This is a genomic window from Gemmatimonas sp. (assembly GCF_036405635.1).
In the GTDB taxonomy this organism is placed as follows: domain Bacteria; phylum Gemmatimonadota; class Gemmatimonadetes; order Gemmatimonadales; family Gemmatimonadaceae; genus Gemmatimonas.
In genome coordinates this window covers 1-14,698 of the sequence record NZ_DASWXE010000219.1, presented here as the reverse complement: position 1 = coordinate 14,698, position 14,698 = coordinate 1, and the positions used below count along the sequence as shown (strand labels likewise).

The 14,698-nt window shown below is 65.4% G+C and carries 12 protein-coding genes; 2 read left to right on the top strand and 10 right to left on the bottom strand.

The features are described from left to right. Window positions 1-152: 152 nt before the first annotated feature. From VGE27_RS17300 to VGE27_RS17290, 3 genes are read right to left on the bottom strand one after another with little or no spacing between them, the layout of a single operon-like run. Window positions 153-1,586 (bottom strand): S41 family peptidase, encoded by a 1,434-nt coding sequence (locus VGE27_RS17300; RefSeq protein ID WP_331050929.1) that lies wholly within the window; start codon window positions 1,584-1,586, stop codon window positions 153-155. Window positions 1,587-1,590: 4 nt separating this feature from the next. Beyond that, complete coding sequence (locus VGE27_RS17295; RefSeq protein WP_331050928.1) at window positions 1,591-2,892, bottom strand: HAMP domain-containing sensor histidine kinase; 1,302 nt, start codon at window positions 2,890-2,892, stop codon at window positions 1,591-1,593. 5 nt (window positions 2,893-2,897) lie between these two features. Beyond that, window positions 2,898-3,593: a response regulator transcription factor gene (locus tag VGE27_RS17290; protein WP_331050927.1), complete on the bottom strand. Its 696-nt coding sequence runs from the start codon at window positions 3,591-3,593 to the stop codon at window positions 2,898-2,900. Between the two features lie 174 nt (window positions 3,594-3,767). Between VGE27_RS17290 and VGE27_RS17285 the strand changes: the two genes are divergently transcribed. Both VGE27_RS17285 and VGE27_RS17280 read left to right on the top strand, forming a co-directional pair. Next, window positions 3,768-5,063, top strand: coding sequence for a M20 family metallopeptidase (locus VGE27_RS17285; RefSeq protein ID WP_331050926.1), 1,296 nt, complete (start codon window positions 3,768-3,770; stop codon window positions 5,061-5,063). Window positions 5,064-5,192: 129 nt separating this feature from the next. Continuing rightward, window positions 5,193-6,041 (top strand): lysophospholipase, encoded by an 849-nt coding sequence (locus tag VGE27_RS17280; RefSeq protein WP_331050925.1) that lies wholly within the window; start codon window positions 5,193-5,195, stop codon window positions 6,039-6,041. Between the two features lie 85 nt (window positions 6,042-6,126). Here the strand turns inward: VGE27_RS17280 and VGE27_RS17275 are convergent, their stop codons facing one another. From VGE27_RS17275 to VGE27_RS19515, 7 genes are all read right to left on the bottom strand, one after another. Then, a complete protein-coding gene (locus tag VGE27_RS17275; RefSeq protein ID WP_331050924.1) occupies window positions 6,127-6,777 on the bottom strand; it encodes a PEP-CTERM sorting domain-containing protein in 651 nt (216 codons plus the stop codon). Between the two features lie 57 nt (window positions 6,778-6,834). Further along, window positions 6,835-9,525 (bottom strand): lamin tail domain-containing protein, encoded by a 2,691-nt coding sequence (locus VGE27_RS17270; RefSeq protein WP_331050923.1) that lies wholly within the window; start codon window positions 9,523-9,525, stop codon window positions 6,835-6,837. 204 nt (window positions 9,526-9,729) lie between these two features. Next, complete coding sequence (locus tag VGE27_RS17265; protein WP_331050922.1) at window positions 9,730-13,077, bottom strand: glycosyltransferase; 3,348 nt, start codon at window positions 13,075-13,077, stop codon at window positions 9,730-9,732. 113 nt (window positions 13,078-13,190) lie between these two features. Next, complete coding sequence (locus VGE27_RS17260; RefSeq protein WP_331050921.1) at window positions 13,191-13,328, bottom strand: hypothetical protein; 138 nt, start codon at window positions 13,326-13,328, stop codon at window positions 13,191-13,193. A gap of 124 nt (window positions 13,329-13,452) precedes the next feature. Next, a complete protein-coding gene (locus VGE27_RS17255) occupies window positions 13,453-14,016 on the bottom strand; it encodes a GNAT family N-acetyltransferase (RefSeq protein WP_331050920.1) in 564 nt (187 codons plus the stop codon). A gap of 2 nt (window positions 14,017-14,018) precedes the next feature. Then, complete coding sequence (locus VGE27_RS17250; protein WP_331050919.1) at window positions 14,019-14,525, bottom strand: DinB family protein; 507 nt, start codon at window positions 14,523-14,525, stop codon at window positions 14,019-14,021. A 3-nt stretch (window positions 14,526-14,528) separates the two neighbouring features. Then, window positions 14,529-14,698 (bottom strand): DUF1569 domain-containing protein (locus VGE27_RS19515; RefSeq protein ID WP_345788035.1); only part of this gene is annotated, 170 nt, incomplete at its 5' end.

Here is a 14,698-nt window from a genome sequence, read left to right as displayed (position 1 = left end):
AAGACACCGATGATCTCTCGCGTGAGTTCGCTGTGCTTGAGTGCCATGGCATTCCGCTGAAAGGCGAAGAACGGTCGTAACAGCGTACACGTTGGAGCCAGTGCGTTCGCCTACCGTCATCGGATTCGTGCCACCACGGCTATTTTCACGCATCAATGGCGCCCGGCACCCGCGGGCATTGCCGAGATCAGACGCGCGAGGAGCTCACGTCGCCCCTCGCCCGGATGCAGGGGCAGGTCTGGCAGCAACACCTCCGCGCCAACCTTGCCGTTCGGTCTAACGAGTGCGCGCGTGGGAGCGAAGGCGCGCAGCCGCGTGTGCGGTAGCTCGCGGAAGTGAATCTGACCGGTCTGATTCGCAAAACCGCCCGTCGGCTCGCCGGCCAGCAGGCCAATGCCGCAGTCACGCACGGCAGTCGCAAAGACGATGGCTGCCGAGTAGGTCGGCGCGCCGATCAACGCCACAATGCGACCACCGAAGCGCTGATCCGGTGTGCTCGGCTGCACCACGACATCGTCATTCATGGTGCGCAGCGTGCCGTTACGACCACGCCAACCCAGCAATCCGCGATTGTGTGCATTGATGCGCTCTTCCACCTTCGACACCAGCGCGCACGGACTCGATGTGAGTCTCGCCAGCAGGTATTCCACCTGATCGGTGGAGCCACCGGGACTGCGACTGACATCCACCACCAGCGTACTGCTCCTTCTCGCGCGGGCCGACGCAATGGCCTGATCCACCGTGCGCTCGAAGGCATCTTCGTCACCGGCAAAGTACGGAATGTCCAGCCAGGTGATGCCTGTCATGCTGCTGTCGATGCCCAGGACACCGCTCGCACCACCGGCTTGCACATTTCCCCGCTTGCGATGTGCCGCCAGGGAATCGCGCGACACCGCACGGACCTGCACCACGCGCTCCGCACCGTCAGCGACAAACCGGATCGCATATGTGCGCTGCACAGAGTCTGGCGCTTCCAGGTGCCAATACCATGCTGCGAGGTCTTCGAGCACGATGGCCTCTCGAAGCACCGGCGACTCTCCACGGGCGTAGCTCGCCCAATGCGTGAGCAACGAATCCACGGGCTTGCCATCGATAGCCTGCAAAACAGCGCCGCGGGGAACGGCCTGCTCCGGTGAGGCATCGACCACGACCTCGAGTGTCCCGTTGCGACGCGCCAGCTGCAGCGGGAAGACCGCTCCGCCTGCCTGTACAAAGCCGTTGTACTCCGGGAACGGCGCCAGTACACCTGCATGACCGTCACGAAACACCGACGTGGCCGATCCGATCAGCCGGAAGTACTGCCGACGCGTCATCGGGCGATCGATGCGCGCGCGCAGCTCCGCCTGCATGCGTGTGCGCGTGGAATCCGGCGACCGCGCTTCCAACGCTGGATGGGTGTCCGCGATCCAGCCGAACAGCGTATCGAGATCCGCCTGTAACTCAGACACCGTGAACGTTCGCTCGAGTACCGCCGAATCTGCCGGCGGCACATACGGCTGCAGGTGGTCATTGTCGCAGCCGACGAGAGAGGTCAGCAGGCCCAGCGACAGCAACCGTGTCATCGCACGCGCGGCGAGGAGAGACATGCGTTCAGCTCAGATGAAAGAGGCGCACGCGGGCCTCGAACCAGTCAGGTCCACGCGTGATGACCAACGGGTGTTCATGGCGTGCGCAGAGGCGGTGCACCAGCGTGAGCCCGAACCCCATGCCCTCATGGTCGGCGCGCACCACCAATGGCGCAGCAAGCGGCTTGTCGGCACCGGCCGCGATGACGCCATCATTGCGCACCACCAGCCAATCGGCATCGCGATGCACCGCTATCTGGCCTGACAGCGTGTGGCGCATGGCGTTGCCAAGCAGATTGCGCAGGACGATCTGCAGCACAGCAACACGGGCCACGACGGTCGTGTGGTCGGGGATGTCCACCGTGACTGTGAGATCGGGCGAGGCCTGACCGCTGCGGGCCATTGATTCGCGCACCACGATCTGCTCGAGCAGCGGCACCAGTGGTACCTCACCGGCTTCACTTCCCGCTTCGTTTTCGCGCGCCAGTGCAAGCAGTGCCGCAGTGGTCTCCTCGAGTTGCATGGAGGCCATATGCACCCGGTGCACATGCTCCAGTGCACCCGCCGGCAGTGCAGTGTCGCGCATCAGCAGGTCACTGGCCGAACGCACCACGCTGATGGGCGTGCGCAGTTCGTGACTGGCACCACTCACGAACTCACGCTCACGAGCCAGCAGCCCCTGAATGTGCTGCATGCTGTGCGTCAGGCGGCGAGCAAGATCTCCAACTTCTGCGTGCGGCCAGGGACCGACGAGCGGAGGCACGGGCTGGCCGGGAGACCACGCCGACACCTGCTGCGCAAGCTGGTCCAGGGGCTCACCGATACTGTGCGCAAGACGACGGGCCACGAGAAGCGCCGCACACAGCGTGAGAGCCCAGGCTGCCGCAATCATCACCCACAGCCGCACGCGCATCGGACGCAGTGCGAGTCGATCGCCCACCTCGGCGAGCAACCAGGCGCTGTCGGGCCGCGCGGTACGGTCACCGAATTCACTGACCATGCGCCGCGCGTGATAGTACCGCCCGGCTGTTCCCGGATACTCGGTGCGGCCCGGCTCTTCGCGCGCCAACGCGGCGATGTCCCGAGGCCACTCGGCATCCGTGCGCACAACCCGGAGATGGGAAGGCAACGCCGATGTCCACTGTCCGGTGGTTCGATAGGCCAGTTCGACAGCTTTGGCGTCGGCCCGCATGGAAGACTCGATCACATCGTCCTCCACCTGGTAGGCCAGTGCGAACGCCAACAGAGCCGCCAGCAGCGAAATGGCCGTGGCCAGACCGGCGAAGGCCTGCAGCAGGTGATGCCTGAGCGGGCGAGGATGCGGCATGATCGTCATGCGCGTTCATCCAGTCGGAAGCCCACTCCATGCACCGTGATGAGCATGGGGCGATCAAACCCGTGATCGAGCGCGCTGCGCAGTACGTGCAGATGCGACCGCAACGCGTCGGACAATGGTGGCCCGTCCGGCCAGACCGCATCCTGCAACTCACTTCTCGTGACGGTGCGGGGCCACGCGTCGGCCAACGTGACCAGAATGCGCCACGGAATATTCGCGACGACCAGCGGAGTACCCTGTCTGCTCGCCAGGCGCCGCTGTCGATCGATCACCAGTGAACCGATATGCTGGACCGTCTGCCCGTCGGCCGACGGACGCGCAGAGCGTCGTGCCAATGCCTGACAGCGTGCCACCAGCTCTTCGCCGGCAAATGGTTTCACCAGATAGTCATCAGCGCCCACCGAGAAGCCGCGCAGCTTGTCGGCGAGTGTATCGCGCGCGGTGAGCATGAGCACAGGGATGCGATCCGCATGACGCGCACGCAGCAATTCGCACACACGCAGGCCGTCAGGACCGGGCAAGGTCAGGTCGAGCACCACCACATCGGGAGCCACCACATCGACCCGATCCAGGCCAAGGCGGCCGTTGGCGACGCCCTCGGCGCGGTGCCCGTGGGCCTCGAACGTGGCCACGATGCAGGCGCGGAGATCGGCATTGTCCTCGATGACGAGCACACGAAGTGATGCGGGCATGAGCGGACGGTACGGGACACCCACCCCATCGGCGTGAAGCCGATGTGAAGCGGAACGGCGGTATGGCCTCCGATACGTCCCGGAACTGCCGCAGTTTCCGCCGCCGCGCACCTGCAACCCGCTGGTCGGACGCTAGATTTCAGGGATATCCTGCCACTTCGACCCACCGATTCCATGCGCCTGCGCTCCGTTGCCGCGGCGAGCTTGCTGCTCGCTGCCCCTCTCGCTGCTCAGCAGCCCGCCCAGTATCCCAGCAGCTGGGATGCCAAGATCGCCGAACGCCCCGATGTGAAAGCGGCGATGGCCCTGATCGAGAAGAACTTCCCGCAGCAGGTCCAGGAATGGATCACGATGACGGAAATGCCGTCGAAGTCGGGACAGGAGAAGATCCGTGCGGCACATGTGCGCGCCGAGTTCACGAAGGCGGGCCTGAAGGTGTCCACCGACTCGATCGGCAATGTGATCGGCGTGCGGAAGGGGACCGGCGGTGGCCCGACCATCGCCATCATGGCGCACATGGACGTCGTGTTCGAGAACAGCACGCCCAAGAAGGTGCGTCGTAGCGGTGACACGCTGTTTGCGCCGGGTGTGGGTGACAACACCGCGTCGGTGGCCAACATGCTGTCCACGATTCGCGCGATGAATGCCACGAAGTTCACCCACAAGGGTGACATCATCTTCATCGGCACGGTGCAGGAAGAAGTGGGCCTCAAGGGCGCCGAGTTCTGGCTGGCGCACAACCCGCGCCCCGATCTGCTCATCGCGCCGGACGGCGCGTTCGGCAGCGTGGCGTATGGTGCGCTGGGCATCTACTGGACCAAGTACGTCTTCACGAGCCCGGGTGGGCACACACTCGCCTCGCGTGGTCGCCCCACGCCGGTGCGCGCGCTGGCCGAAGCGATCGACCGCCTGTACGCCCTGCAGTTTGCCGCGCTGCCGAACGGTGCGGTGATGAATATCGGCCAGATCAAGGGCGGTGAGATCTTCAACTCGATCCCGCAGGAGCTGTACTTCACGATCGACCTGCGCAGCCCGGATCCGGTGCTGCTCGACTCGCTCGATCGCACGATCACGCGCGTGACACAGGAAGTGGCCGACAAGCACAAGATCGGCCTGCGCGTGGAAGTGGACCAGAAGAACAAGGCCGGTGGCACGGAAGCGCAGCTCGCCGGCGCGCGTGCGCATCCGCTGGTGCAGACGGCGGTCGACATCAACCGCTTCCTCGGCATCAGTGCCGGTATGCCGGGCGCACAGGAAGCCGTGCCCACCGGTGCCACCGACGCGAACCCGGGCGTTGTGCGCAAGATTCCGAGCATCGCCATTGGCGGCTCACGGGCCAGTGGCGCGCACCAGCTCACCGAGTACGCGCTCGCCTCCACCGCCCTGCCCTCGACCAAGCTGCTGTACCTGCTCACGGCCACCTTTGCCGATGGCGTGAAGATCGTGACGCCGGGGACCGTTGTGCCCTGATTGCGCGGATTCGCGTGCTTCGTTGCACGCTCCGTACAATTCCCATATCGCCGGCCCCCAAGGCCGGCGATATGCTTTTGCGGCCCCGCCCCTCCCATGAGCGCAACCACCGATTGCCGGAGCCGGACGATGACCGCCGTACAGACGCAGGAATGGACGATTGCCCGTAGCGACGCACTGTCGCTGCATGCGCGCGCGTGGACAGGTCCCGAGACACCGCGGGCCGTCGTGGTGATCAACCATGGCTTTCTCGCCCACAGCGGCCAGTACGACAGCACCGCGCGTGAACTCGTGGCGCGGGGCTTCAATGTGTACGCCTACGACATGCGCGGGCACGGCAAGTCGGGCGGTGATCGCTACTGGATCGACACGTACGGGGCGTGTGTCGACGATCTCACCGCGTTCGTGGAGCAGGTGCGTGCGCGGGAACCCGGACGCCAGGTCTTTCTCTACGGACACAGCGCCGGCGGTGTCATCTCCACCGTGTTCGCGCAGCAACACCCCGAGCTGATCAGCGGATTCATCTGCGCGAGCTTTGCATTCGAGGTACCGCCGCCGGAGTTCATCCTGCAGGCTCTGCGCGTGGTGGGCGACCTGATTCCCCGCGCGCCCATGCTCTCCCTCAATCCGGCCGATTTCTCGCGCGATCCGGCGGTGGTGGAAGCCATCCGCAACGATCCGCTGGTCGTGCACGAACCGGGACCCGGACACACGCTGGCTGAACTCATTCGGGCGCATGATCACCTCGGGCACAGCTTCAAGGACGTGCAGGTCCCGGTGTTCATCATTCACGGCACAGCCGACAAGGCCACGCGCCCGCACGGTTCACAGCGCTTCTACGACGAAGCGGGCTCGCACGACAAGGCGCTGCGGCTGTACGAAGGACACTACCACGACCTGCTCGTGGACATTGGCAAGGAGCAGGTGCTCGGTGACATCGTGGCGTGGATCAACGCGCGCATCACAACGCCGCGCTGACGCGAATCGCCGCGACACAAACGACGAAGCCCCCGGTGCGCATGAAGAATCTGCGCACCGGGGGCTTCGTTTCGTACGGAACGCGTTACGCCGCGCGACGACGGTTCAGCACCACCACCATGCCGGCCGCACCCGCCAACAGCAGCACCATCGAGGACGGCTCCGGCACCGCCGTGGGGGCCTTCGCGACCACAAAGTTGTTCACCGTCGGGAAGGCGTCCACGGTCGGCGTTGCCATAGCGAACGACAGGGACAGCAGGTCATCCGTGGCCACGAAGCCGAGGAACGAGTTCGTCGACGGGCTGACCAGCAACTGCGAGAGCGAGCCCGAAGCGCTGGTGGCCGTCACCACCACATTGAAGCCCTGTGCAAACGCGCCGTCGAAGTTGGTGCCGAAGAAGAAGCCACCCACGCCCCGTACCGTGGCATCAAAGCCACTGAACGTCACGATGTCGGTGGACATCTCGCTCGAGAGCCAGCGATCGGCGTTCGTGCCAACGCCATAGAAACCGCTGGTGTTGGCGCTCACCGTGTAGTTGTGCGTGCCTGCGGTGCGCGACAGGGGGCTGGTGCTCCAGCCTTCGCTGAGGTCGTCAAAGGAATCCGTGGACGCGCCCGACGTGGCGGCCAGGAAGTCTGCAAAGTTCGTGAACACCGCGAGCTGTGCCTGCGCCGCCACCGGCGCGAGGGTCAGCGCGGCTGCAGCCACGAAAGAAGTCAGCTTGGAGAAACGCATGGTCGGTATGAACTGAAGGTCGAAAGAATGAATCGCGGATCGCGATCAGAAGGCGTGTCAGAAGGGCGTGCAGGTGATGAAGCCACCGCGCAGCGAGAAGCCGCCGGTCTCACCGTCATCCGCCCAGAGTGCCGGACGCTTGCCATCAACACACTCGGCCAGCGGCGCGAACGTGAAGCCTTCGTTGTTGAGATTGGGCATGCCCGTCGGGCGCTCGAAGCGCTGCGCCACGACGAAGCGGCCCTGCGTGGCCGAGCCGGCCTGCGTATCGATGCGCAGCACCGCCGTGCGCCCCTGGCAGGTGTCGTCGCACACGGCCCAGAACTGACCGAGCTCCGTGTCGAATGTCAGGTCCATGACCGTCGAGAAGCCGCTGGTGAACGACGCCAGGCGCGTGAAGCCGCCGCTCACATGGTCGAGCGCATAGGCGTGTATCTGACCCGTGCCTTCCACGCCGACGAAGAACACGCCGCCGTTGTGGTTCGGATAGTCGGACGGGTTGTACGCACGACCCTTGCTTTCGTCGTAGAAACCACGCGCCACCAGGAAGGCATCCGGCACACGCGTGATGCCCTCGAGGCCCAGGTTGGCACCGTTGGCCGGAATGTCGGACGTGATGTTCCACTCACGCTGCGCCACCAGCACCGCACCATTTTCCACCGATACATCGAACAGCAGGATGCTGTTGCGGCTGATGCTGCTGGCCGCGTTGTTGCGCTCGGCCGACACGTAGATGCTGTTGCCCACCGCTGTCACGCCTTCCGCGTCCACATCACCGGCGCCATCGGGATAGCGCAGCGCCTTGCCGTTGCTCCACAGGCGCGATGCCTTCGGCGTCCACACGCCACCCACGTTGGTCAGGCGATACAGTGCGCCCGGGCCATTGCGCACGGCCCACACCACACCCGTGGCGAGTCCAGCCTGCGGCTGGTAGAACAGTCCGCTCATGTTGCCGCCGAAGAGCGTACCCGCCGGCGTGGCGTTGCTGATCGTCTGATCACCCGGCCACGCCGAGTACACGATATCGCCCGGGCAGGCATTCGCGGTGCCCTTGGTCGGCGCGGTCGTCGTGGTGAACGCACCACTGCCGTTCGCGCAGCGGCCATACGTCGTGGACGCATGCGCCGTCCACACATAGCTGTCGATCAGCGTCGTGCCACCCGGCGCAAACAGACGCGCCGCATCAGCCGAACCGAGTCCGAAGCTGAACTGCGCTTCCTCGAGCACGAGGTAGCCATTGGCCGCGATCGTCGTGCCAGTCGGGATCAGGTAGCCGGCCGCGTCGTTGTTGTCGCGGAAGACGTAACCCGAGATATCGACCGTGGTGTTGCCGGCGTTGTAGAGCTCGACCCAGTCGCCCGGCGTGCCGCCGCTCGACTCGACTTCGTTGATGCGCACCGCCACCGAGCAGTCGTTCGCCGCACCGCGCGTGGACGTAGTGCTCGTGCGGAACTCACCCGTGCCATCCGGGCAACGCGCATACGTCGTGGCGGCGTGCGGCCCCCACGAGTACGAGGCGACCAGCGTGGCACCGCCCGGGGCGAACAGACGCGCCGAGTCATCGTTGCCGAGGCCGTAGCCGAACTGCGATTCGAGCAGTACGAAGAAGCCACCCGGCGCGATCGTCGAACCAGCCGGGATCACGTAGCTGTGATCGCTGCCATCCTGATTGTCGCGGAAGACGTAGCCCGAGAGGTCGACGGTGGTCGAACCGGTGTTGTAGAACTCCACCCAGTCGCCAGCCGGGTCGCCGTTCGACTCGACTTCGTTGATCACCACCGCCGTCGTGGCGGCAGCGCAGTTGTTCGCCGTGCCCTTGGTTGCAGCGGCCGTCGTCACCAGCGAGCCCGAACCATCCGGGCAACGGCCGTACGTCGTCGTGGCGTGCGTCGTCCAGCTGTAGCTGTCCACCAGCGTGGTGCCGTTCGCACGGAACAGACGCACGGCATCCGGTGCACCAAGGCCAAAGCCGAGGCTCGACTCGTCGATGACGAGGAAGCCCTGTGCGGCGATGGTGGTGCCGGCCGGAATCACATAGGCGTGCGTGTCGTCATCGTCCTTCACCACGTAGCCACCAACGTTCACCGGCGCGTTGGTCGGGTTGTACAGCTCCACCCAGTCGCCCGGCGTGCCACCGCTCGACTCGACTTCGTTGATGCGGATCGGTGCGCCACAGTCGTTGGCCGCACCCTTCGTCACCGTGCTGGCCGTGCCGAACGCACCGGTGCCATCCGGGCAGCGCGCGTAGGTCGTGCTCGCGTGTGCCGTCCACGCGTAGCTGTCGATGATGGTGGTGTTGTCGGGCGCCAGCAGGCGCACCATGTCGTTGGCGCCAAGGCCGTAATCGAACTGCGCTTCCTCGACGACGAGGAAACCGTTCGCCGGCACGATGGTGCCGACGGGGAAGGCAAACGGACGCGAATCGTCGTTGTCCTTGAGGCGATAGCCGGAGATGTCCACCGGCTCGTTGCTCAGGTTCACCAGCTCCACCCAATCACCGGGCGTGCCCTGGTTCGATTCAACTTCGTTGATGCGAATGGCCTCGGCCACCGTGACGGCAGCGCTCAGGCCCACCTGTTCTGCGGCATTGCGTACGGCGCTGGGCGCCGTGGAGGCCGTGTCCTGGGTGCAACTGGCCAGAGCCAGCATGCCCAGTGCGGCAGAAGCCGCGCGGAATGTCCTGCGAGTCACGATGGCACCTTCGGCGGTGAAGACGTGCAGTGAGGAAGTGCGGCGATCGGCGCGCATGACAGCGATGTGCTGCGGCGCACCGATCGATCGGACCTGCAACAACCGCCTCCATCGTCACGGCCAGAGTTCGCGACTGTCTCCATCAAGTCACGAACAAAGCGGGCTCATCCATACACACAACACAACGCAGGGCCGCCCGTTGTCGGTCTTCGACGAACGGACGGCCCCGCGAAACTGTGACAGTGACTCGATGTGTGAACGCTAGGCTTTCTGCGGCAGCGCCTGCACACGCCCGGTGCGCTCCAGCTTGCCCCATCCCGGCGCCCAGCCCTTCACCGCGGCGCGCATGGCCTTGAGCAGCGCGACATACAGCACCTGCCGGTATGCCACGCGCTGCAGCGGCACCAGCAATGCCTGCGAGAGACTCTCACCCTTTTCGAACGCCACGCCCAGCACGGCGGTGAACGTGTCGATGAGCAGGAACAGCGCATACAGCAGGAACACCGGCTGTGCGTGTGCCCACGCCGCATGCACGCCAAGCGCCGGCGCTTCGAGCAGCAGGCGCGCGATGCTGGCCAACAACGCCACGTCCGCCGCCGGCGCGAGCAGCGGGAAGAGCAGCTGGAACAACCAGATGTTGGGCAAGCCCACCATGCCCAGCGCGCCGGCGTCGCGGCTCATGAGCGCACCGCGATGCTTCCAGGCACACTGCAGCGTACCAAAGCTCCAGCGAAAGCGCTGCTTGAGCAGGGCCCCGAACGTTTCCGGGGCTTCGGTGAGTGCCACCGCCTGTTCGGCGAGCGCCACCTTGTGTCCGCCACGCAGCAGCGTGAGGGTCAGGTCCTGATCCTCGGCCAGCGTGTCCGTACAGAAACCACCGGCCGCCAGCACCGCACTACGCCGCCACGCGCCAATCGCACCCGGGACCACCGTGATGCAGTTGAGCATCACGAAGGCACGGCGGTCGAGATTCTGGCTGGTGACATACTCCACCGCCTGCCAGCGCGTGAGCAGGTTGATGCGATTGCCCACCTTGGCGTTGCCGGCCACCGCGCCCACGCGCGAGTCGGCCAGGGGACGCACGAGATGAAGAATGGCGTCCGGCGCGAGGATCGTATCGGCGTCGATCACCACGATCACTTCGCCCGTGGCCATCGCAATGCCGGTGTTGAGCGCCGCTGCCTTGCCGGCATTGGCTTGCCGCAGCACGTGCACACGTTCGTCATCTACCGCATGTCGGGCGGCATCGCAGGTGTCGTCGGACGAACCATCGTCCACCACCACCACTTCGAGGTCGGGGTAGACCTGCGACAGCACCGACTGCACGGTACGGCCGATCACCCGTCCTTCATTGTATGCCGGAATGAGCACCGACACGCGCGGACGCCATTCAGCATCCTTGGCCCGTCGCGCATAGGGCTTGCTGAAGCGCTGCACCGTGGCGAGACCGCCAATGAGCAGCAGGCGAATCACACCGAGCACCAATGCGACAAAAAACGCCGCGGCCACACCACGCTCGAAGAACGTGGCCACGAACATCGCCGCCACATTCATGGCACGCTGCGGGGCTTCGCTGGTGGGCGCAGCCTGCAGACCAGCCTGCGGCGCCGCATCGAGCAGCCCCGCCACCGTCGTGAGTTCAAAACCGCTGGCCCGCAACGAGTCGATCAGCGGTCCGAGCGCGGCCAGTGTGGACGAACGATCGCCACCGGCATCGTGCAACAGGATCACGCGACCATTGTTGCGGCGCACATCACGCAAAGCATTCGAGACGACCATCCTGGGATCGGTCTCGAACCAGTCCTTGGTGTCCACCTCGAGGCCCACCACGCGGTATCCCAGCTCATTGGCGACGGCCATGGGGCGCAGACGCTCTTCCGACGACGGACGGGCATCGCCGATATAGGGCGGACGGAACAACAACGGGCGCTTGCCCGTCACGGCTTCGATCACACGGCCCGTGGCCGCCAGCTCCACACGAATGGCCGCATTGCGCAGCCCCGCCATGTCCGGATGGCTCCACGAGTGATTGCCGATTTCGTGTCCTTCCTCGACGATGCGGCGGGTCAGCTCTGGCAACCGTTGCACCTGGCGACCCACCACGAAGAAACTCGCCAGTGCGTTGCGCGACGCCAGCGTGTCCAGAATGGGCCCGGTCCAGTCAGCGTCCGGGCCATCATCGAACGTCAGCGCGATGCGACGCGCATGATGTCCGCCACGCGAGACGAGATAACCGCCAGGCGGGGTGCGGATGGTCTCCTGTTCAATGAAGCCCGCACGGTCGACCGCCAGCGTGCGTTCACCCGTGCCCGTATGGCCTTCCACAGCCAGCACTTCACCATCGCCCACCAGCACCGACACACCATCATTGGGCAGGCGCATGAGCGAGTCGGGTGAACCGACCACACCGCTGCGATCGAGCATGCGCCAGATCGTTGCATCTTCACTGCCAAGGCGCCAGAACGCGGCACCGGCCGCGCCGCTGCGCAACGAGACATGCACCTGGTTCCACGCCGTGGCCGCATCGAGATACCACACCTGGTGCGCAATACCATTGGCATCGCGCCACTGGGCCGTGGGGTTGCGGGTCGCCGCATCGAAGAGCGGACCCGTGGTTGCGGCACGGGACAGCGCCATCGCTTCGGATACGCTGATGTTCGCCGCCACTTCGGGGCGATCACTGCGCCAGTGGTAGCCATACTGTCCAAGGCCAGCAATCACCTTGGACGCGGGCACCGCGTCAAGCACCACGTCGAGACGCTTGGCGAACCAGGCCGAACCGGCCACGGGTCCCGCCACGTCGACGCTGCCATGCTCGTCGTAAAGCATGGGAATGAGATAGTCCACCGCTTCGCCATAGGCGCGCAGGGGGTAGCCGTCGCCCTCGCCCACCGGCACCGCCGCAGAGACGGTGGCTCCCAGCGGAGCAAGAGCCGCACGCAGTTCATGAATGAATGTCAGCACCTGAGGGTGCGCCGCCGTGGGCACGAGCTCAAAGTCGACCGTGACACCACCGAGCTGCTTGCGCTGCACCAGCTGGGCGAGCTGCGCGACAGCCGCGGCGCGCCGGTCGTCATGCGCCACCACCGACGACACCAGCGACGAGTCGAAGCCCGAGGCGCCGAAGTTGGTGAGCATGAGGTGCACGCGCGCGCCGGTCTTGCGGGCACTGGCCAGCAGGTCGTCGTCCAGTGTGACCGTGATTTCACCGGGCTTGCCACGACCGAGGAAGGCCCCTTCGACGATGACCCAGTCGAGGCGATGCCCCACGCGCTCGAGCGCCGCACGACTGCCGGCATCCCACTGCACGGCAAACGCAGCGACGATGGGGTCGGCGGTCGGGGTGCCGGTCGCCGCGTGTCGCGGCAGAGGCAACGGACGCACCTTGCGGGTGGCGAGCCGGGACGGGCCTCGTGACGCATCAGGCGCGTGAAGGTCGGCTTCGGTGGCGGTGTTGATGGGCAACGGCTTCACCACCGGCGGACGGAGAACCCGCACGGCGAAGGTGCCACCCAGAACCACCACTGCTATCGCGGCGCTGCCAAGGAGCGCGCGTACGATCCGGCCGCGGCGGCCGGATGGATCGTGAAAGACGGGACGTATAGCCATTGTCCCGAGGATCGGCACCGGGACTGTGACGCTGAATGCCGCCAGGGTGCGACTTTGGTCTCAAAACGGTCACCAGCGGCTTCCATTTTCGTAGGGAAGCCGGCCGGCTCAGTTCAGCGCCCCAGTTGATCCCGAAACCAGGCTCCGTGCTCGGCACCGGCTACATCGTCGATGAGGGTCAGGAGTTGCGGGGTGGTGCGGATGCTCGGGTCGGTGAGAAACCGCCGCAGCAGCTGGTCCATGGTGACCACACCGATGCGGGTCTCGAAGGTGTCCAGCAGCAGGGGCGCTTTGCTGTACGAGATGCGTTCCGATGGCCTGGCCGTCGAACCGGCAACCCAGATGGGTCCTTGTCCTGCAACGTCGACCCAATTCTCACCACACTTCTCCCGGCCTCCAGTCCACGGCCAATGGCGCGCGCAGATCCAGCAGTGACGGTGTGGCCGGCAGCCGCAGGATCATGATCTCCTCGTCCGGAGTGGCCTCCCACACCGCCTGACCGGCCTCATCCGGCTGAGGCCGCACGAACAACGGCCCGCGCCATGTTTCCCATCCGAGACGCGCATAGAACTGCTCGTCGCTCGGCGAAAGCGCGCCGATATCGAAGTCACTGATGGCAACAGCCGCCGCGCGCATGAGTGCCGATGCATGGCCACGCCCCTGCTGCGCTGGTGCAGTCGCCACCAGTTCGATGTACGCCGAACGGAACGGAGGACGCAGCGATGCACTGCGTCGATCGCGATGCAGCAGGCGCTCCACCCACATGAGGTGACTGACGAGCACATCGTCCTGCCACCCCAGGAGGTGCTCGCCTTCGCCGATATCCGTGAGATAGGCCGAAAGATCTTCCTCATACGCTTCAGCGCACAATGTCAGCATCGCGGTTCGCTGGTCCGCGTTCAGCTCACGCGTTGTCAGGCGTTCGATGGAAAGAGCCATGTCTATACACGCCCCACCCGAGCCGTCACCAGCAACTGACCGAGATGTCGCATGCAATGTTCTCCCGCATGCACCAGGCAGCCGAGCACCGTGCTTGGCACGCCGGCTCGCCCCACCAGACGCATCTCGGCCAGCGTGGAAGTATCCGTCCCGCGCAGCGCATCGAGACACGCATCGACGCGCGACGACAGCTGCGTCACCAGCATCGCACGTTCCGTTTCCTGCACCACATCACCTTCGATGCGGAGTGCGAAGAACTGTGCGTCGTTCAGCGCCTCACCGCGCGCGTAGGTGAATAGGCGATCAAGCACCCCTGTCATGTGACGCACATGGTAACCGACGCTGGCCACGCCCGCGGGACGGGCATTCCATGCATCCACCGGGAGATCTGCCACCGCGGCCGCAACTTCATCGCGCATCTGCAGCAGCATATGCGCCACCGGCTGCAACATGTCGGGTACACCGTCCACCGGACCACGCTGCCACCACTCTGGTGCTGATGCCGCCATGAATCAGACTCCGAACTGCCGAAGGTGATGATCGAGATGCTTCCAGCCGAGCTGTCCCCACTGTGCGCCAGTGAGTGAACCGAACAGCGGGTGCGACGGCCAGGTCGCTCGCGTGGATTCGCTGGCATAGCGATGCACGAGCTGACTGAGGTTCTCGCGTTCATGGCTCCACT